This window comes from Virgisporangium aurantiacum (assembly GCF_016863635.1).
In the GTDB taxonomy this organism is placed as follows: Bacteria; Actinomycetota; Actinomycetes; order Mycobacteriales; family Micromonosporaceae; genus Virgisporangium; species Virgisporangium aurantiacum.
The window spans coordinates 17,383-44,128 of sequence record NZ_BOPG01000046.1 but is presented as its reverse complement, the minus strand read 5'-3'; the positions used below and the strand labels follow the sequence as shown (position 1 = coordinate 44,128).

Here is a 26,746-nt window from a genome sequence, read left to right as displayed (position 1 = left end):
TTGCCCTCACAGCGAGATCTTCTCGGTACGAGTAGTTCTAACTACGAGAACAACCTAACAGACGAAGTCAAGCCCCCGCATACGGATGGAGGCGTGGAGCGTCAGGAGCGGAACAGGGCGCTGGACGTGCGGACGACCAGTTCGGGCTGGAACACCGCGTGGCGGTGCTCGTGCTTCTCCGGCGCCGCCACCTCCTCCTCCAGCAACTGGGCGGCCGTGCGGCCGAGCAGTTCGCGGGGCTGGCGCACCGACGACAGCGGCACGGCGGCCGCCGCCGCGAACTCGATGTCGTCGTAGCCGACGATCGCCACGTCGTCCGGGACCCGCAGGCCCTGGGCGATCACCTCCTGCAGCACGCCGAGCGCGAGCAGGTCGTTGGCGCAGAAGACCGCCGTCGGGCGGGCTCCACGAGGCAGCGCGGCCAGGTCGGCGGCGGCCTTGCGACCGGCGTTGATCGACAGGCTGGCGGTGGGCAGCAGGTCCAGCGTGGCGCCGGTGCCCGCCAGGGCGTCCTCGGTTCCGCGGTGCCGCTCGGCGACCTGCCGGATCGCCAGCGGGCCGCCGACGAACGCGATCCGTCGATGACCCCGTTCGAGCAGGTGGACGGCGGCGAGCCGGCCGCCGAGCACATCGTCGACGGCGACCGAGCAGCGGCTGGTCATCCCGGCACCGCGGTCGACCAGCACCACCGGGATGCCCCGCTCGACGAACCGGTCGAGCCGGGGGTGGGCGCCGTCGGCGACCGGCGTGATCAGCAGCCCCTGCACCCGCTGCTCCTCGAGCATGTCGAGGTGGCGCTGCTCGCGCGCCGGGTCCTCACCGCTGTTGCAGACGATCAGCATGCCGCCGGCGGACTCGACCACGCCCTCGGCGCCGCGCACCACGTCGGTGAAGAACGGGTTGGAGACGTCGAGCACGACGATCGCGACCGTGCGGCTGCGCCCGGCCCGGAGTTGCCGCGCCGAGTCGTTGCGTACGTACCCGAGTTCGGCGATCGCATCGAGCACCCGACGACGGGTGGACTCGGTGACCGTCTCGGGGCGGTTGAGCACGTTGCTGACGGTGCCCAGCGAGACCCCCGCCCGCCGGGCCACCTCCTTGATACTGGCCGCCACGGCTGAAACGTATCAGAGGGTTGACCCGTCGCAGCGCGGCGGATAGGTTCCGGATGTGCCTGGTGAAACGTTTCACGCAAATCCGGTCGATGCCCTGATCGCCCGCAGCAACCGCCTCGGCGCCGACCCCCGGAACACCAATTACGCCGGCGGCAACACGTCGGCCAAGGGGGCGGCCACCGACCCGGTCACCGGTGCGGCCGCCGAACTGGTGTGGGTCAAGGGATCCGGCGGTGACCTCGGTACCCTCACCCCGGCCGGCCTCGCCGTGCTGCGGCTCGACCGCCTCCGCAGCCTGGCGGACGTCTACCCGGGCGAAGACCGCGAGGACGAGATGGTCGCCGCGTTCGACCACTGCCTGTTCGGCAAGGGTGGCGCCGCCCCCTCGATCGACACCGCCATGCACGGCCTGGTCGACGCGCCGCACGTCGACCACCTGCACCCCGACTCGGGTATCGCGATCGCCACCGCCGCCGACGGTCCCGCCCTCACGAAAAAGATCTTCGGGGACCGCGTGCTGTGGGTGCCGTGGCGCCGGCCCGGTTTCCAGCTCGGTCTCGACATCGCGGCCGTCCGGCGGGAGCACTCCGACGCGATCGGCGTGATCCTCGGCGGCCACGGCATCACCGCCTGGGGCGCCACGAGCGAGGAGTGCGAGGCCAACTCGCTCGAGATCATCGAGACCGCCGCCCGGTACATCGCGGAGCACGGCCGGCCCGAACCGTTCGGCGCGATCGTCCACAGTGCACTGTCCACCGAGGACCGTGCGGCGCGCGCCGCGGCGCTGTTCCCGGTGCTCCGCGGCCTGGCGTCCACCGACCGCCCGCAGGTCGGCCACTACACCGCCACCGACGTCGTCCTCGACTTCGTGTCCCGCGAACGCCTCGCCGAACTCGCGGCGCGCGGCACCAGTTGCCCCGACCACTTCCTGCGCACCAAGGTCCGCCCGCTCGTGCTCGACCTCCCGCCGACCGCGCCGCTCGACGACGTGATCGCACGTCTGAAGGAACTCCACGAGGAGTACCGCGCCGACTACCGCGCCTACTACGAGCGGAACGCCGTCGCCGACAGCCCGCCGATCCGCGGCGCCGACCCGGCGATCGTGCTCGTTCCCGGCGTCGGCATGTTCAGCTTCGGCGCCAACAAGCAGACCGCGCGCGTCGCGGGCGAGTTCTACGTCAACGCGATCAACGTGATGCGCGGCGCCGAGGCGCTCTCCCGCTACGCGCCGATCGACGAGTCGGAGAAGTTCCGCATCGAGTACTGGGCGCTGGAAGAGGCGAAGCTGCAACGGATGCCGAAGCCGAAGCCGCTCGCCACGCGGATCGCGTTCGTCACCGGTGGCGGCTCGGGGATCGGCCGCGCGATCGCGCACCGGCTCGCGGCGGAGGGCGCCGTCGTGGTCGTCGCCGATCGCGACGCTTCGGCGGCCGAGACCGTCGCGAAAGAACTCGGGGGGACGGACACAGCGGTGCCCGTCACCGTCGACGTGACCGACGAGGCGGCCGTCGTCGCGTCCCTCCACGCGGCGGTGCTCGCCTTCGGCGGTGTCGACCTCGTCGTCAACAACGCCGGGCTGTCGGTGTCGAAACCGTTGCTGGAGACCAGTTCCGGCGACTGGGACAAGCAGCACGGCGTGATGGCCCGCGGCTCGTTCCTCGTATCGCGGGAAGCCGCGCGGGTGCTGATCGCGCAGGGCATGGGCGGCGACATCGTCTACATCGCCAGCAAGAACGCCGTGTTCGCCGGCCCGAACAACGTCGCCTACGGCGCCGCGAAGGCCGATCAGGCGCACCAGGTGCGGTTGCTCGCGGTGGAACTGGGCGCGCACGGCGTTCGCGTCAACGGCATCAACCCCGACGGCGTGGTCCGCGGGTCCGGGATCTTCTCCGGCGGGTGGGGGGCGCAACGCGCGGCGGTGTACGGCGTTCCGGAGTCCGAACTCGGCGCCTACTACGCGCAGCGCACGATCCTCAAGCGGGAGGTGCTGCCGGAGCACGTGGCCAACGCCGTGTTCGCGTTGACCGCCGGCGACCTGTCGCACACCACCGGGTTACACATCCCGGTCGACGCCGGCGTCGCGGCCGCGTTCCTCCGATGAAGAGTTTCGCCGCCGTCGACCTGGGGGCGTCGAGCGGACGCGTCGTGCGCGCCGTCGTCGGGCCGGAAAGCCTTGAGCTGACGGAGGTGCACCGGTTCCCGAACGAGCCCGTGCTCGTCGGCGGCACCCTGCACTGGGACGTGTTGTCGCTGTACCGGGAGATCCTCACCGGCCTCCGCGCGGCCGGCCCCGTGGCCAGCGCCGGTGTGGACTCGTGGGCCGTCGACTACGGGCTGCTCGACTCGTCGGGCGCGCTGCTGGGGAACCCGGTGCACTACCGCGACTCCCGCACCGACGGCGTGCCCGACCGGGTCGAGGCGTCGATCGGCGCCGACCGCCTCTACGCCACCACCGGTCTGCAGCGGCAGCCGTTCAACACGCTGTTCCAGCTCGCCGCGGCACTCGGTACCCCGCAACTCGCGGCCGCGCGGCACCTGCTCCTCGTCCCCGATCTCGTCACCTACTGGCTCACCGGTGAAGTCGGCGCGGAGCTCACCAACGCGTCCACCACGCAGTTGTTCGATCTGAACCGGCGTCGGTGGGCGACCGACGTGATCACCGCGACCGGCCTCGACCCGGCGATCCTCCCGCCGTTGCGCGAACCCGGCACGGTCGTCGGCCCGCCGCTGCCGGAGACCGGACTGTCCGATGTGGACAGTATCGTGGCGGTCGGCTCGCACGACACGGCGTCGGCGGTGGTGGGGGTGCCGGCCTCGTCACCGCGCTTCGCGTACGTGTCGTGCGGGACGTGGTCGCTGGTCGGCGTGGAGCTCGACCGGCCGGTGCTCACCGAGGCGAGCCGGCTGGCAAACTTCACCAACGAGGGCGGGGTCGACGGCACCGTCCGGTACCTGCGCAACGTGATGGGGCTGTGGCTGCTGCAGGAGTCGATGCGGGTGTGGGACGCTCACGACGTCACCTCGCTGGTGAGCGCGGCGGCGCGGGAGCCCGCGCTGGCCGCGGTGTTCGACCCCGACGATCCGGTTTTCCTTCCGCCGGGCGACATGCCGGCGCGGATCGCTGCCGCGTGCCGGCGCACCGGGCAGCCGGTGCCCGCGACGCCCGCCGCATTCACGCGGTCCATTGTGGACAGTCTGGCCCTGGCCCACCGGCGGGCCGTGCGCGCGGCGCAGGAACTGTCGCAGACGCATGTCGACGTGGTGCACGTCGTGGGTGGCGGCGCGCGCAACGAGTTGCTGTGCCAGTTGACCGCCGACGCGTGCGGGCTGCCGGTGCTGGCCGGTCCGGTGGAGGCGACGGCACTGGGCAACGTGCTGGTGCAGGCGCGGACCGCGGGCGTGGTAGGCGGTGATCTCGCGGCGATGCGGACGCTGTTGCGGGCGACGCAGCGGGTGGTGCGGTACGAGCCCCACGGCGACGGGCGGGAATGGACGGCCGCGGAGTCGCTGTTCGGTGGCTCAAGATCGCCGCTTGCGGAACAAACCTAAAGTCTCACTGCGGGTTTCTTCCAGGGACAGCGATCTTGGCTGGCTGTCGGCGCAGTTCTCCGGTCGCTTGTGTGGATGGTCGGCGCCGGTTCGCCGTTGGCGTGATGTGGGTGCGCCGCGGAGCCGACCCGGGCCCATGATCCTGCGACGTTCCCGCGGACAAATCAGACATAAAACAGCGACAACGTCGCAACGCCCCATGATCTTGAAGCCCCTCCCGGCGTCACAAAGTCGATCTTGCAGTTGTGGTGCCTACCAAGGCGGGACAAAGACGTCGCAACCTGGCACCACAACTGCAAGATCGATTGAGCGGCAACCTCAGCGGCAGAGGCTGTCCTAAAGCTGTGCAAAGGCGGGGCGTTGCCGGCGGTGGGCTGCGCTAATCTCGCGGGCATGACGGGTGCACAGCGATCGATGATCGCGCCTGGTCCGGGTCCCGGCGCAGGCCCCGGTCCGGGGCCGAATCCCGGCGCGGGCCCTGGTGCAGGCCCTGGTGCAGGGCCTGGTGCGGGCCTTGGTCCGGGTCCCGGCGCGGGGCATGGTGCGGGGCATGGTGCGGGTCCCGGCGCGGGGCATGGTGCGGGTCCCGGCGCGGGCCTTGGTCCGGGTCCCGGCGCGGGCCTTGGTGCGGGTCCCGGCGCGGGGCATGGTCCGGGTCCCGGCGCGGGGCATGGTCCGGGTCCCGGCGCGGGCCATGGTCCCGGCCTCGGCGCAAGCCCTGGCGCGGGGCATGGCGCGGGGCCGGTGCGGGCCCGTGCTTCCGTGCCGCCGCCCGGTGTACCCGCGCCGCCCGCCGCCCCGGCGCACTCCACCGCGACGCCCACCCTGCTCGGCCCCGGTACTCGCCGCGTGCGGCTGGCACAGGTGATCTGCTGGCAGGTCGCGGCCGCGCTCGTCGTGCTCGGGCTCGGCGCCGGGCCGGTGCTCCTCGGTCTGGCTCTCGCGGCCGCCGTGGCGCTGCTGATCCCCACCGTGCTGCCGTGGCGCGGGCACTGGCTCTACCAGTGGATGGCGCGGCGGGTGGCGTACGCGTGCCGCCGGCGCCTGTTCACCGCACCAGTTCCCGAGGCGGGCCGGCCCGCGGGCGATCCGCGGCGCGCGCTGCTCGACTTCGTCGCGCCGGGCACCGTGGTCACCGAGGCGGCGATCGACGACGAGTCCGCCGGGTTGCTGGCGCACCCGGCCGGGCTCACGGCCGTCCTCGAGATCCAGGCCGACGATCGGACGCTCTACGCGACCCGGCACACGACGCTGCCCGCGCTCCTGTCGCTGCTGCCCGCCGGCGACGCCGATCCGTTGCCCACGACGATGCAGGTCCTCGTGCACGCCGAGCCGTCGGCGGTGGTTCCCGGCGTGGCCGGCGAGTCGTACCGGGCGCTCACCGCCGGGCGCGTGCCGGCGATGCGCCGGTGCTGGCTGGCCGTGCAGGTGCCGCGCACGCCCGAGTTCTTCGACGACGCCGACCTGGAACCGGTGCTGCTCAACGCCGTCCGCCGGGTACGGCGCCGGCTGCGCAAGGAGGACCTTACGGCCGAGGTGCTCGGCCCGCCCGACGTGCTCGAGATAGCCGCGCTGACCGCCCGCCTGCCGATGCTGCCGTCGGGCGACGGCGGGGTGTACGGGAGTTCGGCGCGGGGCCCGGAACTCGGCCGCGAGGACTGGGACGGTTGGCTCAGCGGCGGTCTCGTGCACCGGTCGTACCGGGTCGCCCGCTGGCCGTCGGGGCCGTGGTCGATCGACGACGCGGTGCTCGGGCTGCCCGCCTCCGCCGTCACGGCGAGCCTCGCCGTGGTGCGCGACGCGGCCCGCGTCCGGCCGGGCGAGGTCGGCGTGGTCGCCGTCGTGCGCGTCACCGCCGCCACGCCCGACGTCGCCCGCGAGGCCGGGCACCGGCTGATCGCACAGGCGAAGGCCGCCGGCGGCGTCATCGAACAGGTCAACGGGCGGCACCGCGCCGGGCTGGCCGCCACCCTGCCCCTCGGCTGGGTCCCGCAACCCGGCGACGATCGACAGCCCGCCCACCCGGTGCCGCCGGCCGCACTGGTGGCCACCGCGGGTGGCGGCGGCCTCATGGTCGGGCGCGACCGCCACCAGGCCCCGGTGGTCGTGCGCATGTTCCGTCCCGAACCCACCCGGTTCGCCTTCACCGGCAGCCTGGCGGCCGCGCAGATGCTGGTGCTGCGGATGATCGCGGTCGGCGCCCAGGTGATGATCCAGACCGCCCGCCCGGCCGACTGGGCCCGCTTCGTGCAGCAGACCGGGGTCGGCCCGGGTCAGTTCGCGTTCGTCCCGCCCGGCGACCGCCCCGGCCCGCCCGGCCGGGCGGCCCGCCCGGAGGTGCTCGTGGTCGACGTCGGCCCGGTGAGCTGGCAGCAGGTCGACCGCGGCGGCAACGGCCGAGCCGTGATGATCGTCCGGCACGAGCTGACCCAGGCCGACCGCGACCTCCTCGTGGGCGCCGACGTGGTCGTGCTGCAACCCCTCACCGAGGCCGAGGCCACGGTGGCGGCGGCGGGCGTGGGTGCGGCGGAGTCGGAGAGCTGGATGTCGCGCATCAGCGCCTCGATGGTGACGGTGGTCAACCGGGGCGTGGTCCGCTGGGCCACCCTCAACCCGACCGACCTCGAACTCCGCACGCTGGGCGACCCCCGCCGCTTCTGACCGGTCCGGAAGCCCGCGCGACCCGGTGCACCGGTTCCATTGATCTTTTGAGGCACGTACGGTCATTCATCATGCGCGTGGCGAGTGGGGTGAGCGATCCGCTCGTCGCGCTGTTGACCAGGGTGGCGCTCGCCCTGCGGGTCAGTTCGGCGGTCTTCGTCACCGCGGCGGCTCTACTCAGTGTCACAGCCGAGCATGTCGCCGCCACGGTGGTGGCGCTCGCCCTCTACGACGGCATGGCCGCCGCCTACCTGCTCACGGTCAGCAGAACGAAAGCCCTTCCCACGCCGCTGGTGGTCACCGACATGTTCATGGTCACCGGCATCGCGCTGATGATGCGGTCGCTGGTGCCCGCGGCCTCGGCCACCAGCGCGGCCGGGTGGGTGTTCAACGCCGTCAGCCTCGTGGTGATCATTGCCCAGTTCGTCGGGGCGTTCCGGTGGACGGTGCCGCTCGGCGCGCTGGCCATCGCCGCGTTCGTGGTGGGGGCGCAGCATGCCGACGCGCCGGATCGGGGCGTCACGTCGGCGTTCACGCTGGTGCTGCAACTCGCGATCGCCGCCGGGCTGGTCGCCATCCTGCGGGCGGCCGGGCGGCAGGCGCAGGCCGCGGCCCGCGAGCACCACGACGCCGCCCGCGAGCAGGAGGCCGCCCGCCTGCGGCGCGACGCCGAACGTACCGCGTTGACGGTGCTGCACAACGGGCCGCTCACCACGCTCACCCTGGTGGCGCAGGGCGGGCTGAGCGAACAGACGGTCGCCGCCGTGCGCGCACAGGCCGCCATCGACCTCGCGGTCCTGGCCGCGGAGAGAGCGGAGCGGCCGGGCCAGGGAGCGGACACCATCGAGTCGGTGAAGCTGGCCGACCTGCTCGACCGGACCGCCGCCATTCTCCGCCACCGCGTCGACGTCGACCTCACCACGACACAGTGCACGGTCCCGGCCGCCGTGGCGCAGGCGTTCGCCGGCGCCACCGCCGAGGCGCTGGAGAACGTCGCCCGGCATGCCGGCGTCGGTGCCGCGTCCGTCCGTCTCGATGCCGACGAGGAAAGGGTGACCGTCACGATCACCGATACCGGCCGGGGGTTCGACCCGGCCGTGGTGCCGGCCAACCGGTTCGGCCTCCGCGAGTCGATCACCGGCGAACTCGAACGCGTCGACGGCAAGGCCCGGATCATCAGCGCCAGAGGCAAGGGAACGACGATCACCCTCGAATGGCCGGCATGAGCATGAGCATGACCGACGCCGAACGGATCTTCACCGATCGGTACACGGCCGGGGTCGCCCGTACGTTCGTGTTCATCGCCCTGGGCTGGCACGTCGGCAACGACCTGCCGGCCACGATCGCCGGTGGCCTGCACCCGGTCGCGGTCGCCACGTGGGTGGCGTACGCGGTGGTCGCGGCGATCGGTGCGCCGCTCGTGCTGCGCGGGCGGTCGGCCGGGCCGGTGCTCACCGGCGTCGGCTGCGTGGTGCTGCTCGCCGGATCGGCCGCGATGCACGCCACCCAGCCCGGGTCGTTGTTCGTGTTCCCGAACTGGGCCTGGCAGGCGGCCGGCTGGATGGCGCTGCTGCTGTTCTGGAACCGCGCGTTCCCCGGTTTCCTGGTGTTCGTCGTCGCCAACGCGGCCCTCAGCACGGCGGCACTGCTGACCCGCGGCGACAGCGACCGCCAGGATCTCGCGATGATGCTGATGGTGCTGTACGGCGTCGCCGCCCTGCAGTTGGCACTCGACGTCGGCAAGCGCGGCCTGGAGACGATCGCCCTGCGCTCGGCCCGCGACCGGGCCGCCGCCGAGGCGCTGCTCACCGCGCGACTCGCCGCCGAACAGGCGCACGAGGCCCGGCAGGACCGGTACGCCAGTGCCCGCGCCGCCGCCGGCGAGGTCCTCAAGAAAATCGCCGACGGCACCCTCGATCCGGGCGATGCACAGGTGCGCGGCCGCGCCGCCGGCGCCGCCGCGCGCCTGCGACGACTCGTCACCGAGACCGACGACGTCCCCGATCCCCTGGTGCACGCCCTGCGGGCGGCCGCCGACATCGCCGAGCGGCGCGGCGTCGCCGTCACGGTCGACCAGGTCGGCACCGTTCCCGACGTGCCGCTTCAGGTGCGGCGGGCGCTCACCGACGCACCCGCCTGGGCGGTGGCCGCCGCCGCCACGAGGGCCCGCATCACTGTGGTATCGAATGCCCGTAGCGTGACAATCGCGGTGGTTGGTGACGGTAGCATCGACCAGCCCCGATGGGACCCGCCGTCGTCCAACCACCACGACGGCGTAGTGGTCACCACAGAGGGGGAAGGAGGACAGATATGGGTGGAGACCCGATGGAGCAACGCCCCGTCGGAGTCCCTGTTGGAGTCGCCGTCATCGACGACCACCAGGTCGTCATCGACGGGGTCCGGGCCTGGGCGGCCGCCGACCCCGCGAGACGGGTCGACGTCGTCCTGAGCGCCGGTACCACCGAGCCGCTCCTGCCCCGCCCGCCGGGCGTCGACGTGGTGCTGCTCGACCTGGAACTGAACGGTGAACTGGTGCTCAGCGAGGTCGCCGCGCTCAGCGACGCCGGTCACCGGGTGGTGGTGTTCTCGGCGCACGGCGGCCCGGCGGTGGTGTCGCAGGCGCTGGAGAACGGCGCGTGCGCCTACCTCACCAAGGACGAGGCCCGCGAGCACTGCATCGACACGCTGGTGGCCGTCGCCACCGACCGGCCGTACGTCACGAGGTCGCTGGCCGGCGGGATGCTCGCCGATCCGCGCCTGAGCGGCCGCGAACGCGAGGCGCTGCTGCTCTGGTTCCAGGGGATGGACATGGCCGCGGTGGCCCGCCGGATGACCAAGACCGACGGCAGCGGCGAGGCGATCACGAAGGACACGGTGAAGCAGTACATCGACCGGGCCCGCGTGAAGTACGCCCGCGCCGGGCGTCAGGTCGCGTCGCGGTTCGCGCTGCTCGCGCGGGCGATCGAAGACGGACTCATCCGGCCGGAGGACGTCGGCGGCTACCGGTCGAGCGCGTCACAGTGACCGACGGCTCGCAATAGGCCCGCGCGTTCCGCGGCCGCGGCACCTGCGGGGCCGACGGGAAGTACGGCTCGTCGTCGGCGACCGCCACCCCGCCGGGGGCGGTGTAGTAGTCGTCGAGCGTGTTGAACGTCAGCGGCAGCGGCTCCAGCGCGCTCGCCGCCGGCCAGTCGGCCGCGCGCACCGGCGGCGAAACCGGCTCGGCGGGCTCGACGACCACCGGCGCCGGCCGGACCTGTCCGATCGTCACCGTCACGATGAGGCCGGCGATCATGAACAGCGCCCCGGCGGCGATCGCGCCGATGTCCTCGCCGCGCGTCGGCGTGCCGGCCCGGCCGGCCCCGACGGTGGCGATGAGGCTGGTGACGAACACCGGCGCCCCGAACGCGATGAGGACGTTTCCGACGATGAAGCCCCATCGACCGAAGCCCTGCCCCGCCCGCATCCGCACTCCGTTCCTGATGTGTGCCGTGCGTGATCACATTGTTTCCGCCTGCGAGCTTGCCCGCTCGAACCGCAACTTGCATGACCCCCGTGGAGGTGTCAATGCGCAGTCAACTACTTGCCGCTCGTGCTGAAGTGCTGGTAATCGGGGTTCGACCGCCTCGCCCCGCCCCACGACCAGCCCGCGGCGGCGAACGCCGTGACGAGTATCCCGTCCGGAACGGCCATGCCGGGGCGCCGATTCGCCCGATCGAGGTAGGCCGAACCGGCAGGTGGTAACACCCGCCGATCGAACAGGTACGGATTCTCGACCGGGTTCACGTCGATCGCGCGGCCGTAGGCGTGCTCCGACCACGACGGCGCCCCGCCGGCAACGGCCCGCCGGCAGTTGAACGCCGACGTGTTGTCGGCCGCCATCGAGGCGTCGTCGCTGCCGTCGTACGCGTCGACGGGTTCCAGGCGGCGGATCGGGAACCGCTCGCGGTACAGCGTCCCGAACACCGTCACCAGCCCGGCCGCCACGTCGCGGTGCGCGATCAGCGTGCCGGTGCGCGGCCGGCCGTCGAAGTCCCAGTAGCCCAGCCGCAGCACGGCGAGCTTGTCGGGCCCGACCGGGCAGCCGGCCCGCCAGCTGCGCGGCAGGTCGGCCGCCGTGGCGTCGGTGACGGTCGCGGCGAACGGCGGCGCGGTCTCGCTCGGGCTCGGGCTCGGCGCGGTCGAGGTCGGCGCCGTCGCTGCCGGCGCCGACGTGGTTCCGGCCATCGTGGGCGGCCTGGCACCGTCGGTACAGGCCACGGTCAGCAATATCGATGACGCCATGAGCATGCCAGCCACACCACGGGCTCGACGGTTCGAGTAACGTACCGGGCGCCCCATGCACACATACGGTACGGAGGGCGATGTGGGTTCGCGGAGCCGCCACACGCTCGCCGCCGCCGCCGTGTCGGTTGTTCTGGTGGTCGTGATCGCGGCGGCGGCCTGGTTCACGGCCGGCCCGCACGGTGGGCGTCCCGCCGACGCCGCCGACACCGCCGCAACCGCGACGGAGCAGACCCGACCCGGCGCGGCCGACAGCGGCACTCCCGGAGCGACCACCGCGAGCGTACCGGCCTCTTCGGCGCCGGCCAGCGGATCGGCCACGGCCCGCGCCACGGCCCCCGGCCCCGTCGCGACGCCCGTGGCCGCGCAACGGCTGCGTAAGCTGCCGTCGGCGACCCGGCAGGTGGTGATCGTCTCCACGGAGAGTTTCGGCAGCAACGTCGCGACGCTGGAGGCGTTCACGAAGGTCGGCGACCGGTGGCAGGTGGCGTTCCCGCCGATGCACGCGCGCATCGGGCAGGCCGGCTTCGCCGACCGTAAGGCCGAGGGTGACCTCAAGACCCCCACCGGCGTGTACCCGCTCGACGGCACGATGTACGGCATCGCCGCCGACCCGGGCGTGCGGTACGCCTACCACCGGCTGGTGCCCGACGACTGGTGGAACGAGAACCCGGCCACCCCCGGCTACAACACGTTCTTCCACGGCCCGAACCCCGGCGGCGCGAGCGAGGCGCTGTGGCAGATCTCGCCGCAGTACCGCTACTTCGCGGTGATCAACTACAACATTCCGGTCGTACCGGCAGATCCGCCGCGCGGCAGCGGGATCTTCCTGCACGTCGCGAACCCGGGCAAGGCGACCGCGGGCTGCGTGTCGCTGGCCGAGACGGATTTGTTGGCCGTGCTCCGTTGGCTCGACCCGGGCTCCGCACCGAGAATGGTGCTGGCTCCACGGGCGGTGCTCGACCGGTACTGAGCCGGCGAGTGGGCGGGCAGGGCGGATGATCTGATGGACTTCTGGGAATACCCCTGGCGAAGGAGGTATCCCTCATGTCTTCCACGTTGATCACCGTCTTAGTGGTCCTTCTCGTCGTCGGTGCGGTCCTCGTCGTGCTCGGCGTCGTCGCCAACCGGCGGCGTGCGCTGCGCCAACGGTTCGGGCCGGAGTACGACCGCGTCGTCGAGTCCACCGAAGACCGCCGGACCGCCGAACGTGAACTCCGCGACCGGGAACGCCGGCACGCGGAGCTCGAACTGCGTCCGCTCGACCCGGCGTCCCGCGAGCGTTACTCGGCTTCCTGGGAGGAGATCCAGGTCCGCTTCGTCGACGCTCCGGACCAGGCCGTCGGTGAGGCCGACGACCTGGTGACCCGGCTCGTCGCCGAGCGCGGCTACCCCACCGGCGACTACGACGACCAGCTCGCCCACCTCTCCGTCGAGCACGCGCGCACGCTCGACCACTACCGCCAGGCCCACGACATCAACGAGCGCAACGCGCGTGGCGAAGCCACCACCGAACAGCTCCGGCAGGCCCTGGTGCACTACCGCGCGCTCTTCGCCGACCTGCTCGGCACCGAACCGGAGCACCTCGCCAGCACAGCCACCAACCCCGCCAACAACCGCTCGGACGGCCCCGACCGAGAAAGGCAGCCGTGATGCGCCCCACCAGCGATGCCCGTGACGACACCGAGGACCGCGACCCCTACGACGCCGAACCCGTCCGCAGTGACCCGTGGGCCAGCGGCCCCGGCCACCTGACGCAGGACGAGCCGACCGAACGCTACGTACCCGAGCAGCGCGACGCGGACCACGATTCCGGCCACGACGGGCACCTGTACGCGAGCGACACGTACGCCGAGCCGGAGACGGAGGTCCTCACGGGCCAGGAGCACGCCAAGGACGGCTTCCACGACAACGCCGCCGAGCCGACCGCGGTCGGTGTCGCGCACGTCGACAAGGACGATGCCGACACGGACGCTGCCGACACGGACGCTGCCGACACGGACGCTGCCGACAAGGACGCCGACGCCAAGGCCGACGAGGCCGAGGCCAAGGCCGACGACGCGCGGGAGACCGCCGAGGAGGCAAAGGCCGAGGCCCACGCGGACGCCACCGACGAGGCAGACGCGCACGAGCCTGCCGAGAACCACCCGGACGACGAGGTCGGGTGGGACCACGAGCCGGAGGTCGAGACCGTGGCCCTGCCGCCGGCCGCGACGGTCGCGGTGGTCGAGCCGGTCACCGATCGGCCCGGGGATCTGACCGCGGTGCCGGTCGAGCACGCCGACGACGGCTACCACGAGAACGCCACCGAGGGCTTCCACGAGAACGCCGAGGAGCCCGCCGACGAGGAGCCCGCGGGTGATCTCAAGCCGGGCGACGTGCCGGTGGCCCCGGTCGCCGGTTTCCTCACCGCCGACGCCGCGCAGGGCCTGCGCGACCGCTGGCGGGAGGCGCAGTTCGGGTTCGTCGACGACCCGCGCAAGGCCGTCGAAGACGTGAAGGCGCTGGTCAGCGAGGCCGTCGACCAGTTCACGGCGGCGCTGTCGGCGCAGCGGGACGACCTCGACGCGGCCGCGGGCGAGGACACCGAGCAGTACCGGGTCGCGGTGCAGCGGTACCGCACCTTCTTCGACCGCCTGCTCGACCTCTGATCCACCGGACATCCACTGTGGAAGTTGCCGGCACCGGCAACTTCCACAGTGCGATTCCAGCACCTAGAGTGCAAATATATGGCGGCCCCACCCCCAGCACCGGCCGCCCAGGAGGCTTGCCATCGTCACCAAGACCCAGCCCCGCCGGGTGATCAGCGAACGTGACGTCGTGCGCGGCGCCTGCCGGTTCTTCCTCCGCCACGGCACCGTCGAGATGGACGCGCTGGCCACCAGCCTCGCGATCAGCCGGGCCACGCTCTACCGCGTGGTGCACAGCCGCGACCGCCTGCTGGGCGACGTCCTCTGGGACCTCGGCGAGCAGGTGCTCACCCGGGCCAGAGCGGCTAGCAGCGCCGCCGGCACCGCCACCGGCGTCGACGGCGTGCTCGACGTGACCCGCCGGTTCTGCACCATGCTGCTGCGGGCCGAACCGTTCCGGTGCTTCCTGCGCACCGAACCGAAGACGGCGACCCGGGTGCTGTTCACCCCCGCCGGCGGTGTGCACACCCGCGCGGTCGCCGCGCAGCAGGAGATCCTGCTCGACGCCGCCCGCCGCGACGGCCTCACCCTCCCCGGCGACCCGGCCCACCTGGCGTACCTGTACGTGCGGATCATCGAGTCGAGCCTCTACGCGGAGCTGCTGACCGGCCAGCAGCCCGACCTGCCGCTCGCCGAGCGCACGATCCGCTCGCTGCTGACGCCGTACGACGGCCTGAGATAGCGGTCGCACACCGGGCACCGAGGCTGGCGCTGCCGATCGTCGGATATCTATGGTCCGGCGTAACCCACTTGGGAGGCGCCTGCCATGAGAATCCTCACCGCGTCCCTGATCCTCGGCCTCGCCGTGGCCGCCGCGCCCGCGTCCGCGATGGCCTCGACCCCGCCGCGCCGCGACCACCCGGCGGCCGCGACCGTCCGCGGCCCCATTCCCGGCGCCGTGCCGGGCGACCGCCTCGCCGACCGGATCGAGGACACCTACCCGTTCTTCTCGACGCCCGCCGACCTCCGCGCCAACGGCTACGTCGAGGAGGAGTTCTACCTCTCCGGCACGGCCGACGGCTGGAGCACCACCGGCGAACGCGTCGCCACCGCGGTTCCGTACACGACGCGGGTCGTCGTGCGGCGGCCCGCGTCGCCGCTGCGCTTCAACGGCACCGCGCTGGTGGAGTGGCAGAACGTCACCGCCGGCTACGACCTCGACGCCCTGTGGAACGCCGAGACCCTGATGCGCGCCGGCTACGCCTGGATCGGCGTGTCGGCCCAGCGGGTGGGCGTCGACCAGCTCCGCGGCTGGAGCCCCACCCGGTACGGTTCGCTCGACGTCACCGGTGGCGGCGCGTACACCACCGACCAGTTGTCGTACGACATCTTCGCCCAGGCCGGCGCGGCCGTCCGGGCCGGCGGCCTGGTGGGCCGGCTGCGGGTGCGCACGCTGCTGGCGATCGGCGCGTCACAGTCGGCCGCCCGGATGACCGTCTACTACGACTCGGTGCTGCCGCAGGTCACGCCGGTGTTCGAGGGCTACGGCTTCATCGTCGGTTCGGCGCCGACGCGGGTGGGGCCCGAGCCGGTGTTCCAGGTGCTGTCGGAGACCGACGTGCGCACCCCCGTGCGCCCCGCCGACACCGACCGGTTCCGCCGCTGGGAGGTGGCCGGCGGCGCCCACTCCGGGTACGCCGGGCAGGTGTACCGCCGTCCCATCCAGGAACGTGATCTGGGTGGCGCGCCCGAGTACACGTGCGACCGCCCGCCGTTCAGCCGGGTGCCGATGCACCACGTGACGGCCGCCGCCTACCAGCACCTGGAACGCTGGGTGCGCCGCGGCACTCCGCCCCCGACGGCCGAACCGCTCCGGTTCAACGCCGACGGCACCAAGGCCCGCGACGCCCTGGGGCTGGCGCTGGGCGGAATCCGCCTGTCGCAGGTGAGCGTGCCCCGCGCCGTGAACGACGGCGACAACAGCGGCGAGTCCTTCTGCCGCCTGTTCGGCTCCCACCAACCCTTCGACCAGGCCACGCTCGACCGCCTCTATCCCTCGAAACTGCGGTACGTGGCCAAGGTGGTGGCCGCCGACGTCCACAACATCCTGTCCGGCCACCTCCTCCCCGCCGACGCATTGGCGAACGCGAGGGAGGCCGCCGCCACCTGACCCCGTCGATCTAGTGGCGGGGGGATACCGGTTGGGGGGTGTCGCGCGTCCAGGTGCGGCCGACGGAGGACGGTCGTGGGGACATCTGGCCTAGCCAGTTGCGCAGGGCGTCGGCGGTCATCGCGGGGGCCAGCGCGGCGCCCTGGACGCCGGCGGTGCCGATCTCGATGACGGCCTTGAACAGCTCGTTGGAGTCGACGCCCTCGACCACCGTGACGATGTTCAGCGACTTGGCCAGCTCGATCGTCGAGCGCACGATCGCCGCGTCCTGCGGGCTGTCGAGCATCGGGGCGACGAACGACGGGTCGAGCTTCAGCTCGTCGACCGGGGTGGTGCGCAGGCGGGTCAGCGACGGGGCCGACTTGCCGTAGTGGTCGAGGGCCAGGCGCACCCCGAAGTGGCGGAACTGTCCGAGGGCGGTGGACGTGCGCCGGGCGTCGATGAGGAGGACCTCCTCGGAGATCTCCAGCGTCACCGCGGGCGGCGGCAGGCCCAGCTTGTTGATCAGACGGGCCAGGTCGTAGGGCAGTTGCGCGTCGAGCACGTCGGCGGCCGTGACGTCGATCGCCACGCCCAGTTCCACGCCCTGCCGGCGCCACGCCGCGCAGCTGTTCAGGGCCGCTTCGAGCAGCACCCGGGTGAGCTGGCGGGTGAGACCCACGCGGGCCGCGAACGGGCGGACCCGGTCGGCGTCGATGACGCCCAGCTGCGGGTGGTGCCAGCGCAGCACCGCCTCCAGCGCGGCCGGCCGGCCGGTGCCCACGTCGATCTTCGGCTGGTAGTAGGTGACGAACTCACCGCGGTCGAAGGCCCGCAGCAGGTCGGCGAACATGTTCGACCCGAACTCGTTGCCGATGTCGCCGGCCGGGTCGTACACCTCGACCTCGGTGCTGTTCTGCTTCGCCGCGCGCAACGCGTCGACCGCGCAGCGGATGAGGTCGGCCGGCCGGGTGGCGTGCAGCGGCGCCATCGCGATGCCGGCGCTCAACTCGATGTGGACCGATGCCTCGCCGGCCATCACCGGGCTGGCCATCGCCCGCACCAGCGTCCTGGTGTCGCGGTCGACGTTGTTCAGCCCACCGGCGTTGACCACCCGGAGCACGGCCATCTCGGTTCCGCCCAGCCGGGCCGCCACCGTTTCGGAGGGCAGGTTCTCGCGCAGGCGGGCGCCGACGGTGTTGAGGATCGCGTCGCCCGCGCCGTACCCGAGGATGCTGTTGATGTCGGGCATGTGGTCGACGCTGAGGATCGCGAGCACCAGGTAGCTGCCCGCGGGCAGGTTCTCCAGCTGGGCCGGCAGTTCGGCGTCGAGGACCCGCCGGTTGCCGAGGCCGCTCAGCGCGTCGGTGTTCGCGGCGATCTGGGTTCGGGCGAGCTCGCGGGTCTGCTCGAACGTGAGCGCGGTACGGACACCGGCGGCCACCAGACAGCCGGCGGCGAGCACGATCGACACCGGGTGCAGTTCGACGAACGTCCCGACGATCAGCACCAGCAGGGCGGCCAGCGAGAACAGGATCGGCACCAGCAGCGCGGCGAACCCGCGGATCTCCTCGGCCGGCCCGCGGCGCGGCGCCGAACCGGCCAGCGCCATGAAGACGAGGCCGATCATCCACATGCCGTCGACCCAGTTACCGTCGGTGTAGGTGTTGTTGGCCAGCGTGAACAGGTACGCCGTGTCGGCGACGGCGAAGAACCCGGCGCCGAGGCCGAGCAGCCACCAGGCCGGGTCGGGCCGCCACCGGACCATCGCCAGGGCGGCGACGCTGACCACGAGCAGCACCAGGTCGCCGATCGGGTACGACAGGTTGGTCAGCGTCGAGGCGGCCTTGTCGGTGTCGGCCTGCGCCAGCACGTCCTTCAGCGTCAGCGCGGTGAAGACCGCGCCCGCGGCGAGCGAGCTGACGATGCCGTCGAGCCACACCGAGGCCGGCAACCTCCGCGTGCCGGCCCGGGCGAGCAGGATCAGGCCGACGTACGCCAACGGGTACAGCCCGACGTAGAACACGTCGGCCGGTGACGGCACCGGGATCTCGTCGGCGTCGGAGAACGCGATCGACCAGTAGATGTCACCGATCGACCAGGACGTGACCGCGAGCCCCACGAGCAGCCAGGCCGCGCGGTTGCGCTTGACCAGCAGCGGGCGGGCGAGCGCCAGCAGGCAGACCGCCACGAGCACCAGCGTGTAGAAGGCGGTGTCGAGGATCGCCGGGCGATCGGAAAAGGGGATCAGGGTGCTCAGCGCGTAGCTGATACCGAGACCCGCGATGATCCCCTTCGCGAGCCGGTACGTGGGCGAAGCGAGTACCTGGTCATCGCGGTCGCTCAGCGTAGACGCGGTGGTCGGCGTCACGGAATTCGCCTCTCTTAAAAGATGAGAATGACGTCAATGGATTCCTGCGCTGATTTGCCCACTCATTACGCAGCGTGATCAATCTGCGACAGCGATTGATCCTAGCCCACGCGATGAGCTTTGTGCGGTCTACCCATGGCTCAGATTCGCAGTGACACTTCCGACAACCCGGACATCGGGAACCGTGAAGCCGTTGAACGTCGACGCATACACTGTTGTGTATGCACCGGCACTCTCGATGAACACCCGATCACCGGTTGTGAGATCAGGCGAGAGCGGCACATCGAACAGAATCGTGTCCTGACTGTCGCACGTCGGCCCGGTGAGGTGACACGGTTCCCGGTCGATCGCCCCGATCGAGTCGCGCACGGGAAAGCGCAGCCGATTACCCGTCTCGAGGCTCTCCATCAGCCCGTTGAACGCGCCCACGTCGAGATGCACCCACTTGCGACCACCCCGTACCGCGGTGCCGATCACGGTGGCCACCAGCGTGCCCGCCTCGGCGACCAGCGCCCGGCCGGGCTCCGCGACCGCCCGCACCGGGTACGGCAGCCGGTCGATGCCGGCCTGGATCACCGCGCCGTAGTCGGCCATCGGCGGCGGCGGCAGGTCGTACGGCGCGGGGAAGCCACCGCCGACGTCGACGATCTCCAGCCGCACGCCCTGGTCGTCGAGCGCCGTCATCATCTCGCCGACCTCGTCGAGCGGGGCCTTCCACGCCGTCGGCCGCATCATCTGCGAACCGACGTGGAACGCCACCCCGTGCGGCCGCAGCCCCCGGTCGCGGGCGGCCACCAGCAGGTCGACCGCGACCTCCGGCTCGACCCCGAACTTGCCCTCGCTGGGCACGTCGCTGTCGATGTCGGGCGCGGCGAGCCGCACCACCACCTGGGCGCCGGGCGCCAGCGAGGCCAGCTTGTCGAGCTCGGTGGTGGAGTCGAACGCGTACTGCCGCACCCCCGCCGCGAAGGTGTGCGCGATCTGCGCCGGCGCCTTGACGGGGTTGCTGAACAGCACGTCAGCGGCGGCGACCCCGATTTCCAACAGGTCGTCCAGCTCGCTGGCCGACGCGATCTCGAACCCGCACCCCAGCTCCCTCAACCGCCTTAGCACGGGCCGGAACCCGTTGCACTTCATGGCGTAGTGCAGTGCGACCCCGGGCAACGCCCCGGTCATGCGGCGGTACGCCGCGGCCACCACGTCGAGGTCCATCTCCAGAACCGGCGAATGCAAGCCGCCCTCCGTTCATTGCCTTCTTGGCCGGCGCCCCCGCACCGGCCAGCCCGCGCCCGCCGCCCCCGCGGCGCTGGACGATCTCGAAACTCGCGATCGCGACGGCGTAGAACACGGCATCGGCCATGATCTTTCCGAGAAGTGAACCGCTGGTGATACCACCGGTGACGAACGGCCCCACGTACATGGCTCCCGGGCGAACCAGCAGCGAGTCGATGAGCTCCGCCGGGCCGAACTCGGCCGACAGCACGCGGATGGTGCGCAGCGCTTTGGCCTGCCGCCCCATCGGACCCATCTCGCCCTGGCGGCGCCACTCGATGACCGCCATGACGCCGTAGAAGCCCACGTTCTCGCCGATGGTGCCGGCGATCGCGGCCGTCGCCCGGTCGCCCGTGGCCAGGTACGCGAAATAGGCGCTTGCGACAGCGCTGATCGTGCCGACAACTTCGGCAGGCAGGTATCGCGCGCACCATCGCCCGATCAGGCGACGCCAACGCGGTGCGCGCGCGAGGGTTCTCGCCAACGCTCTTCTTTCGCTCGCCGGGGAAGGGAGCAGCTAACTGCGACGAGACGCAAGATATTTGCGCCGGTAGTCAGGGGTCAGAACGCAGGAAAGCTATCATGCGGACATTGAGGCGACAAGCTTTCACAAAGAAAGCCACTCTCCATTAATGGACAACGGAGAGCCCGTCAACCCTCGAAACAAATCCCGCCAAAATGCATGCCGGCAAGTGGCTGCCCGCGAACCCGTCCGCAGGGGCATTGACCTGCGCGGGTCCGCCCGATGACCGGGCACCGGCGCAGTCGCGATCGGCACATTCTTTAACGGATCAATACATGCCGTCGGCGATCATCGACGGACGCGGTGATCATTAACACACGGAACAAGAATGGGCGATTCCGCGCATGTACGGACCAGTTCGTTTCATTCGGCCTTGGTCAGCGTCGCCAGGTCGGGCGCGAGCCGCAGCGACGGGCTCAGCGTCGACGACACCGCCAGCACCAGCCCGGTGGCCGCGAGCACGCCGATGGTCACCCGGTTGGGGACGGTATCGAGCAGGATCCCGGTGACCAGCGGCCCGAACGGGGCGATCAGCAGGGCGATGCTGCTGTGCACCGACTCCACCCGTCCCATCAGCCGGTCGGGCGTCAGCGCGTACCGGGAGCCGTGCACCACCGAGTCGCTCGACGGGATCACCAGCGCCGCCGGCAGCATCGACACGGCCAGCACGTAGACGTTCGGCCAGATCAGGTACGCCCCGCAGCCGGTCCACATCCAGAACTCGAGCAGCAGCACGACCCGCGGCGGCAGCAAACGGCGCACGAACGACGAGATCATCGAGCCGACGAGCACACCGGCGCCGAACATGGCCACCAGCAGGCCGACCACGCCGCCGGACAGGCCCTGCCGGTCGCCGAGCACCACCAGCGCGAGCGTCACGCCGGGTCCGATGAAGTTGCCCAGGCCGAACATGATCGAACAGGTCCGCAGGAACTTCTGGCCCCACAGGAACCGGAACCCCTCGGCGAGCCGCACCCGCAGGGGCGCCCGGTCGACCTCCCGGTCGGCGTCCTGGAACGGCGTGCGCATCAGCCGCAGCGACACCACCGAGGCCAGGTACGACACCACGTCGAAGGCGAACGGCACCACGCGCCCGAGCCCGAACAGGAACCCGCCCAGCGGCGGCCCGGCCAGCATCACCGCCGCCTTCCGGCCGGTCTGCACCGCGGCCGCCGCCGGCAACTGCGGGCCGGGCACCACCGACCGGAGCGCGCCCGCGAGCGCCGCGTTGAACAGCGCCGCGGTGCCGCCCTCGACGAACGCCACGACCGGGATCAGCCAGAACACGGTCTCGTGGAGCACGATCGAGACGGCGAGAGCGCCCACGGCGGCCATGCCCAGCACGTCTGCCGTGATCATCACCGTCTTCCGGTTCCACCGGTCGGCGACGAGGCCCGCCGGCAGCGCGAACACGCTGATGGCCAGCACCTTCGCGAACCCGACCACGCCGGCCAGCGCCGGCGAACCGGTGACCGCGAGCACCAGCAGCGGGTACGCGATCACCGTCGACTGGCTGCCCATCGTGGACATCAGCTGGCCGAACTGCAGCAGCATGAAGTCGCGGTTGCGCCGCAACGGCACAGCGGTCAGTGATGCCACGGCAGTTCGACGGGTTCGACCGGCACGCGCCCGGCGAGGATGTCGGTGAGCAGGCCGGCGAGGCCGAAGGGGACGATCGCGTCGGTGGTCGACTCCAGCTCCTCGACCGTCCACCACCGGTGGCCGAGGTGGTTGCCGGCCTCGAACTCCTCCATCGCGCTGGTGTCGACCTCGTGCGCGTCGACCCGCACGAGGAAGTAGTCGTCGCGGAAGATGCCGCTGGCCCACGTGGTGACGACGTGCCCCGCGCCGTACGCGACCGGCCCGACGAGGTCGGCCTCGGTGATCGCCAGGCCGACCTCCTCGCGGGCCTCCCGCACGGCGGCCGCGGCGAGCGGCTCACCGGCGTTGACCCCGCCACCGGGCGTGATCCACGACCACGCCTTGTCGGGGAACGCGATATCGGGCAGCGCCTTCAGCAGCAGCAACCGGTCCTTCCCGTCGACGAGCAGGACGCGGGCCGATCGACGGCGGTACTCGGGCACCCGCCCACGCTACCGATCAACGGCCAAGGCTTCATCCGTATATCGACCGGTTCAGCGCGCGCATCGACGCGCCGTAGGCGCCGCCGAGCAGGAAACGGTGCCGGGCCAGCGCCGCGCGGGCGGCGTTCGCACCGGGCGCGCCGTGCACCCCGCCGCCCGGGTGGGCGCCGGCACCGGCCAGGTACAGCCGGTCGACGGGCGTGTCGGCGCGGCCGAGGCCGGGCACCGGACGCAGGAACAATTGCTGGTGCACCCCGGCCGTGCCGGCGTTGATCGCGCCACCCACCAGGCTGGGGTTCTTCTCCGCCAACCGCGGCGGCCCGGCCACGTGCCGCCCGACGATCAGCGACCGGAACCCGGGCGCGTGCCGCTCCAGCACGTCCTCGATCAGCTCGGCGTGGGCGGCGAGCTCACCCTCGTCCCATAGATCCTTGTGCGGCAGGTGCGTGTACGCCCACAGCGACTCCGTACCGGCCGGCGACCGGCCCGGATCGCTCGTGGTCATCTGGCCGACCAGCAGGAACGGTTCGCGCGGCGCCCGGCCGAGCGTGAGGTCGGTGGAGTAGCGGGTGAGGCCGTCGAGGTCGGCGCCGAGATGGACGGTTCCGGCCGCCGCCACGTCCGGGTTGATCCAGGGGACGCGCGCGGAAAGCGCCCAGTCGATCTTCATCGTGGCGTCGTCCCACTCGAACATGCCGAGGTCGTCGAGCAGCCGCTCGGGCAGGTGGCCGGCGCCGACCAGGCTGCGGTACAGGGTGGGCGCGGGCACGTCGGCGAGCACGGCCTTGCGCGCCCGCACGGCCCGCCCGTCGGCACAGCGCACGCCCAGCGCCGTCCCGTTGCCGACGACCACCCGGGTCACCATCGCGTCCGTCTCGATCACGCCGCCGCGTTTTTCGAGGCGACTCACGAGGGCGTCGGTGATCCGCTGGGCGCCGCCGACCGGCACCGGGAACCCGACCTGCTGGCCGAGCATGCCCAGCAGCCAGCCGAACCCGGCGCTGGCCGTGCTGTCGGGCGACAGGTCGGTGTGCAGGGCCAGGCCGGCGAGCAGCACCCGCGCCCCCTCGCCGCCGAACGCGCGGTCGCCGAACAGGCGGGTCGGCTGCACGAACCGGCGGGCGAGGCGGATCGTGTCGGCGACGCTGTTGCGGGTGAGCAGGCGGGTCGCCGCGCGCACCGGCGGAAACGGCGTGAGCAGCGCCGGCACGAGGGCGTCGGCGACCGCGGTCCACTCCCGGTACAGCGCCGCCCAGCGGTCGCCGTCGCCCTTCGCGAACGTGTCGAGCGACGCGCGGGTGGTGTCGAGGTCGCGGCTGAGCAGCGCCGCCCGGCCGTCCGCCAGGAGGTGGGCCAGCACGGCCGGCGCGTGCGTCCAGGCCAGGCCGTGGTCCTCCAGGGCAAGCGGACGCATGGCCGGCGACAACGGCGTCAACGGGTAGAACGCGCTGCACAGGTCGCTCAGGTACCCGGGCGCGGCGACCTCGGCCGACCGCACCGCCCCGCCGACGTGCGCGGTGCCCTCCAGCACCACGACGTCCCAGCCCGCGTCGGCGAGGACGTTCGCTGCCACCAGCCCGTTGTGTCCCGCGCCCACCACCACCGCGTCAGCCATGGTCTCCACTCTTCCGCACGAGACCTGGAGCCGCTGGTCGGCCGGGTTCCGCGCCGCTCTACAGTGCTACCGATGGCAATGGGGCTGGCACCGGCGGACTTCGGCCGTGATCCGAACGCGGCGTTCGTGAAGATTCTTCGTGACGCACGTGAACCGCTGACCGCGCGGAAGGTCATCGACGCGGTGGCCGAGCGCGGTGTCGCCCGGCCCACGGTGAGCGCGAAGTGGGCGACGTTCCAGAAGACCGTGGTGAAGTTCCACCCGAACATCCACCTGCCCGGCCGTGGCCTCTACGAGTGGCGCGACGAGCAGGTCTCCGCGGAGGCCGCGCTGGGCCGGCTGCTCGACCTCCTCGCCACCTCGAACAAGGTCAAGGTGGGGCTGCGCGACGCGCTGGTCGCGGTCATCCGATCTTCTTCTCCTGCGAGAGCCGGGACCGACGACGACGCCAAGGTCCGCGCGGCGCGCGAGCGGCAGTTCAAACTGGACGCGCTGCACGCCGTCGCCGAGCTGGCCGGTGAGGTCGAGGAGCTCGCGTACGACAGCGGCGACCCCGAGCTGATCGTCGAGCGGCTGCGGGCCCGGGTCCGCGCGAGCGCCCTCGACCAGCTCGGCCGCCCCGGCGAGGAGGCCAAATTCGACCCCGCCCGGCACGAGGTGCAGGGCAGGCGGCCGGCCGACGGCGCCGCCGTCACGGTCGTACGACCCGGGTATGCGTCGGCCGAACTCGTGCTGCGCAAGGCCCTGGTGGTCGCGGACTAGGAGGCACCGCATGGCCAGACACCGTCCGCCGGCGGTCGGGGTCGACTTCGGGACCACCACCTCGCTCGTGGCCCGCCGCAACGGGTCCGAACCGCTGGAGCTGCTGCCGATCGGCGCCGCTCAACGCTGGCTGCCCTCGCTCGCCGGCCGCCAGGACGGTCACCTGCTGGTCGGCGAGGACGCCGCCGACCTGTCGTCGACGCAGGTGATCCGGTCGATCAAGCGGGCGATCACGTTCGACCAGCCGACGGTGACGCTCGGCAACGGCGAGCAGCTCGACCGCGACGAGGTGATCGTGGCCCTGCTGCGCGCGGTCGGCGAGCGGTCCGCGGCGCGCGGCGTGCCCCTCGACCGCCAGCGTGACCTGCGGATCGGCTGCCCGGCGATGTGGCGGCGCGAGCAGCGGCACCTGCTGCTCGACCTGGTGCGGCGGGCCGGCATCGACGTCGGCGCCGCCTCGCTGGTCGAGGAGCCGGTGGCGGCGGGCCTGGCCTGGATCGGCAGCGGCGCCATCGACGCGCGGCGGGTCGGCGGCCGGCTGCTCGTCTTCGACATGGGCGGCGGCACGCTCGACATCGCGGTGCTCGACATCGCGCCGGGCGACCCGCCGGTGGTCAGCGTGCTGACCTCGACCGGCCTGCCGGTGGCCGGCGACGCGCTCGACGAGGCGATCGCCGAGGACCTCACCGCCGAGATCGGCAAGAACGGCATCGACCTGCTGGCGCTCAAGCGGCCCGAGGCCGCCCGCGACAACATCCTGGAGCAGGCCCGCCAGGCGAAGATGCTGCTGTCGACCGAGGAGCAGGCCCGGGTGGTGTTCCGCCGGGTCATCTTCGGCACGCAGGTGCCACCGGTCGCGTACGGGCGCGAGCGGCTCGAGGAGGTGTTCCGGCCGCAGCTCGAACAGGCCGAACAAAAGCTATGGGACGCGCTGCGCCTGGCCCGCCTCACCCACGTGCGGAACAGTTCCGTGCGCACGATCCTGCACACGCCGCTGGACGACCTGGCCGCCGACGTCGACCACGTGCTGCTCGCCGGCGGCATGAGCCGGATTCCCGCGGTGCGGCGGCGGCTGGCCGAACTGCTCCCCCACGCGACGCTGCACGACTCCGTCGGCGTCTCCCCCGACGAGACCGTGGTCGCCGGCCTGGCCGACACCGGCGACGCCGACCCGATCAACCTCTACCGCCCCGGCTTCGACTTCACCCTGTCGTGGGACGGTGGCCGGTTCCCGCTGTACGAGGCGTACACGCCGCTGTTCGAGACGTACCAACTGGCCACGATGAACGAGCCGAGCTACGTGATCAGCGCCGGCCAGCGGCAGGGCGTGCCGCAGCACCGGCAGGGCGAGCTGCGGGTGCACTCGGCGACCGGTCCGGCGGTGAACATCGAGCGGTTCGACCGGGAGGGCAAGGTCCAGGACGTCCTGGAAAAGTTGCCGGTGAAGTTCGGCCACCGCGACGTGACGTTCCGCCTCTACACCGACGGCCGGGTCATCCTGATGGACGGCGCCGGACACAGCCACACCCTGCGCGTCGAGCCGTGGCCGATGATCGAGGGCGCCGGCAGCCGTCCCGAGGACATACCCGTCCCCGACCCGACGGTGCACTACCCCTTCAACAGATCCTGAGCCCGTCCCGGCCCACGGTGGCCGGTTCCCGCCCTGTTTGCGCAGCTCAACCGCGTCGTGGCTGTCCCACGGTGTCCCACGCGCGGTGCGTCGCCGGGTGC

At 72.1% G+C, this 26,746-nt stretch carries 22 protein-coding genes; 13 read left to right on the top strand and 9 right to left on the bottom strand.

The window, feature by feature from the left end; translation table 11 throughout:
- Positions 1-101 precede the first annotated feature (101 nt).
- Positions 102-1,115 carry a LacI family DNA-binding transcriptional regulator gene (locus Vau01_RS34545; protein ID WP_204001663.1) on the bottom strand — a complete coding sequence of 338 codons (1,014 nt, stop codon included), beginning with the start codon at positions 1,113-1,115 and terminating at the stop codon, positions 102-104.
- Positions 1,116-1,170: 55 nt separating this feature from the next.
- Between Vau01_RS34545 and Vau01_RS34540 the strand changes: the two genes are divergently transcribed.
- From Vau01_RS34540 to Vau01_RS34520, 6 genes are all read left to right on the top strand, one after another.
- Positions 1,171-3,216: a bifunctional aldolase/short-chain dehydrogenase gene (locus Vau01_RS34540; RefSeq protein WP_204001661.1), complete on the top strand. Its 2,046-nt coding sequence runs from the start codon at positions 1,171-1,173 to the stop codon at positions 3,214-3,216.
- Positions 3,213-4,664, top strand: a complete 1,452-nt coding sequence (locus tag Vau01_RS34535; RefSeq protein ID WP_204001659.1) for a rhamnulokinase — start codon at positions 3,213-3,215, stop codon at positions 4,662-4,664. Before Vau01_RS34540 ends, Vau01_RS34535 begins: the two co-directional genes overlap by 4 nt.
- A gap of 762 nt (positions 4,665-5,426) precedes the next feature.
- Complete coding sequence (locus Vau01_RS34530; RefSeq protein ID WP_204001658.1) at positions 5,427-7,325, top strand: type VII secretion protein EccE; 1,899 nt, start codon at positions 5,427-5,429, stop codon at positions 7,323-7,325.
- Between the two features lie 71 nt (positions 7,326-7,396).
- On the top strand, positions 7,397-8,551 hold the full coding sequence (locus Vau01_RS34525) for a sensor histidine kinase (RefSeq protein WP_204001656.1): 1,155 nt from the start codon (positions 7,397-7,399) through the stop codon (positions 8,549-8,551).
- The gene (locus Vau01_RS63740) at positions 8,548-9,774 is read left to right on the top strand and encodes a hypothetical protein (RefSeq protein WP_239152085.1); all 1,227 of its coding nucleotides are present in this window, start codon (positions 8,548-8,550) and stop codon (positions 9,772-9,774) included. The genes Vau01_RS34525 and Vau01_RS63740 overlap by 4 nt, the downstream gene beginning before the upstream one ends.
- The gene (locus Vau01_RS34520) at positions 9,693-10,349 is read left to right on the top strand and encodes a response regulator transcription factor (RefSeq protein ID WP_239152088.1); all 657 of its coding nucleotides are present in this window, start codon (positions 9,693-9,695) and stop codon (positions 10,347-10,349) included. The genes Vau01_RS63740 and Vau01_RS34520 overlap by 82 nt, the downstream gene beginning before the upstream one ends.
- On the opposite strand, the gene Vau01_RS34515 is transcribed toward Vau01_RS34520, so the two are convergent.
- Together Vau01_RS34515 and Vau01_RS34510 are read right to left on the bottom strand one after the other, a co-directional pair.
- Positions 10,300-10,791, bottom strand: coding sequence for a hypothetical protein (locus Vau01_RS34515; RefSeq protein ID WP_204001653.1), 492 nt, complete (start codon positions 10,789-10,791; stop codon positions 10,300-10,302). The two genes, Vau01_RS34520 and Vau01_RS34515, sit on opposite strands and share 50 nt — an antisense overlap.
- A 113-nt stretch (positions 10,792-10,904) precedes the next feature.
- Entirely contained in the window at positions 10,905-11,585 is a 681-nt protein-coding gene (locus tag Vau01_RS34510) for a M15 family metallopeptidase (protein ID WP_204001650.1), read from the bottom strand.
- Between the two features lie 106 nt (positions 11,586-11,691).
- On the opposite strand from Vau01_RS34510, the gene Vau01_RS34505 reads away from it, so the two are divergent.
- The 5 genes from Vau01_RS34505 to Vau01_RS34485 all read left to right on the top strand — a co-directional run bounded on the left by Vau01_RS34505 (position 11,692) and on the right by Vau01_RS34485 (position 16,409).
- Positions 11,692-12,582, top strand: a complete 891-nt coding sequence (locus Vau01_RS34505) for a L,D-transpeptidase family protein (RefSeq protein WP_204001648.1) — start codon at positions 11,692-11,694, stop codon at positions 12,580-12,582.
- Between the two features lie 74 nt (positions 12,583-12,656).
- Entirely contained in the window at positions 12,657-13,262 is a 606-nt protein-coding gene (locus Vau01_RS34500; RefSeq protein WP_204001645.1) for a hypothetical protein, read from the top strand.
- The gene (locus Vau01_RS34495; protein WP_204001642.1) at positions 13,262-14,260 is read left to right on the top strand and encodes a hypothetical protein; all 999 of its coding nucleotides are present in this window, start codon (positions 13,262-13,264) and stop codon (positions 14,258-14,260) included. Before Vau01_RS34500 ends, Vau01_RS34495 begins: the two co-directional genes overlap by 1 nt.
- A gap of 148 nt (positions 14,261-14,408) precedes the next feature.
- Positions 14,409-14,981 carry a QsdR family transcriptional regulator gene (locus Vau01_RS34490; RefSeq protein ID WP_239152084.1) on the top strand — a complete coding sequence of 191 codons (573 nt, stop codon included), beginning with the start codon at positions 14,409-14,411 and terminating at the stop codon, positions 14,979-14,981.
- An 84-nt stretch (positions 14,982-15,065) separates the two neighbouring features.
- Entirely contained in the window at positions 15,066-16,409 is a 1,344-nt protein-coding gene (locus Vau01_RS34485; RefSeq protein ID WP_204001639.1) for an alpha/beta hydrolase domain-containing protein, read from the top strand.
- Between the two features lie 10 nt (positions 16,410-16,419).
- Here the strand turns inward: Vau01_RS34485 and Vau01_RS34480 are convergent, their stop codons facing one another.
- The 6 genes from Vau01_RS34480 to Vau01_RS34460 form a co-directional block, all read right to left on the bottom strand.
- Entirely contained in the window at positions 16,420-18,759 is a 2,340-nt protein-coding gene (locus Vau01_RS34480) for a putative bifunctional diguanylate cyclase/phosphodiesterase (protein WP_204001636.1), read from the bottom strand.
- Between the two features lie 129 nt (positions 18,760-18,888).
- The gene (locus Vau01_RS34475; protein WP_239152087.1) at positions 18,889-19,896 is read right to left on the bottom strand and encodes a type III PLP-dependent enzyme domain-containing protein; all 1,008 of its coding nucleotides are present in this window, start codon (positions 19,894-19,896) and stop codon (positions 18,889-18,891) included.
- Positions 19,778-20,515 carry a hypothetical protein gene (locus Vau01_RS63735; RefSeq protein WP_239152083.1) on the bottom strand — a complete coding sequence of 246 codons (738 nt, stop codon included), beginning with the start codon at positions 20,513-20,515 and terminating at the stop codon, positions 19,778-19,780. Before Vau01_RS63735 ends, Vau01_RS34475 begins: the two co-directional genes overlap by 119 nt.
- A gap of 402 nt (positions 20,516-20,917) precedes the next feature.
- A complete protein-coding gene (locus tag Vau01_RS34470; RefSeq protein WP_204001627.1) occupies positions 20,918-22,153 on the bottom strand; it encodes an MFS transporter in 1,236 nt (411 codons plus the stop codon).
- Entirely contained in the window at positions 22,141-22,638 is a 498-nt protein-coding gene (locus Vau01_RS34465) for an NUDIX domain-containing protein (protein ID WP_204001624.1), read from the bottom strand. The genes Vau01_RS34470 and Vau01_RS34465 overlap by 13 nt, the downstream gene beginning before the upstream one ends.
- A 31-nt stretch (positions 22,639-22,669) precedes the next feature.
- Positions 22,670-24,253, bottom strand: a complete 1,584-nt coding sequence (locus tag Vau01_RS34460) for a phytoene desaturase family protein (protein WP_204001622.1) — start codon at positions 24,251-24,253, stop codon at positions 22,670-22,672.
- A 72-nt stretch (positions 24,254-24,325) separates the two neighbouring features.
- On the opposite strand from Vau01_RS34460, the gene Vau01_RS34455 reads away from it, so the two are divergent.
- Complete coding sequence (locus tag Vau01_RS34455; RefSeq protein WP_204001612.1) at positions 24,326-25,015, top strand: nucleotide exchange factor GrpE; 690 nt, start codon at positions 24,326-24,328, stop codon at positions 25,013-25,015.
- A gap of 10 nt (positions 25,016-25,025) precedes the next feature.
- The gene (locus Vau01_RS34450; RefSeq protein WP_204001609.1) at positions 25,026-26,645 is read left to right on the top strand and encodes an Hsp70 family protein; all 1,620 of its coding nucleotides are present in this window, start codon (positions 25,026-25,028) and stop codon (positions 26,643-26,645) included.
- Positions 26,646-26,746 lie beyond the last annotated feature (101 nt).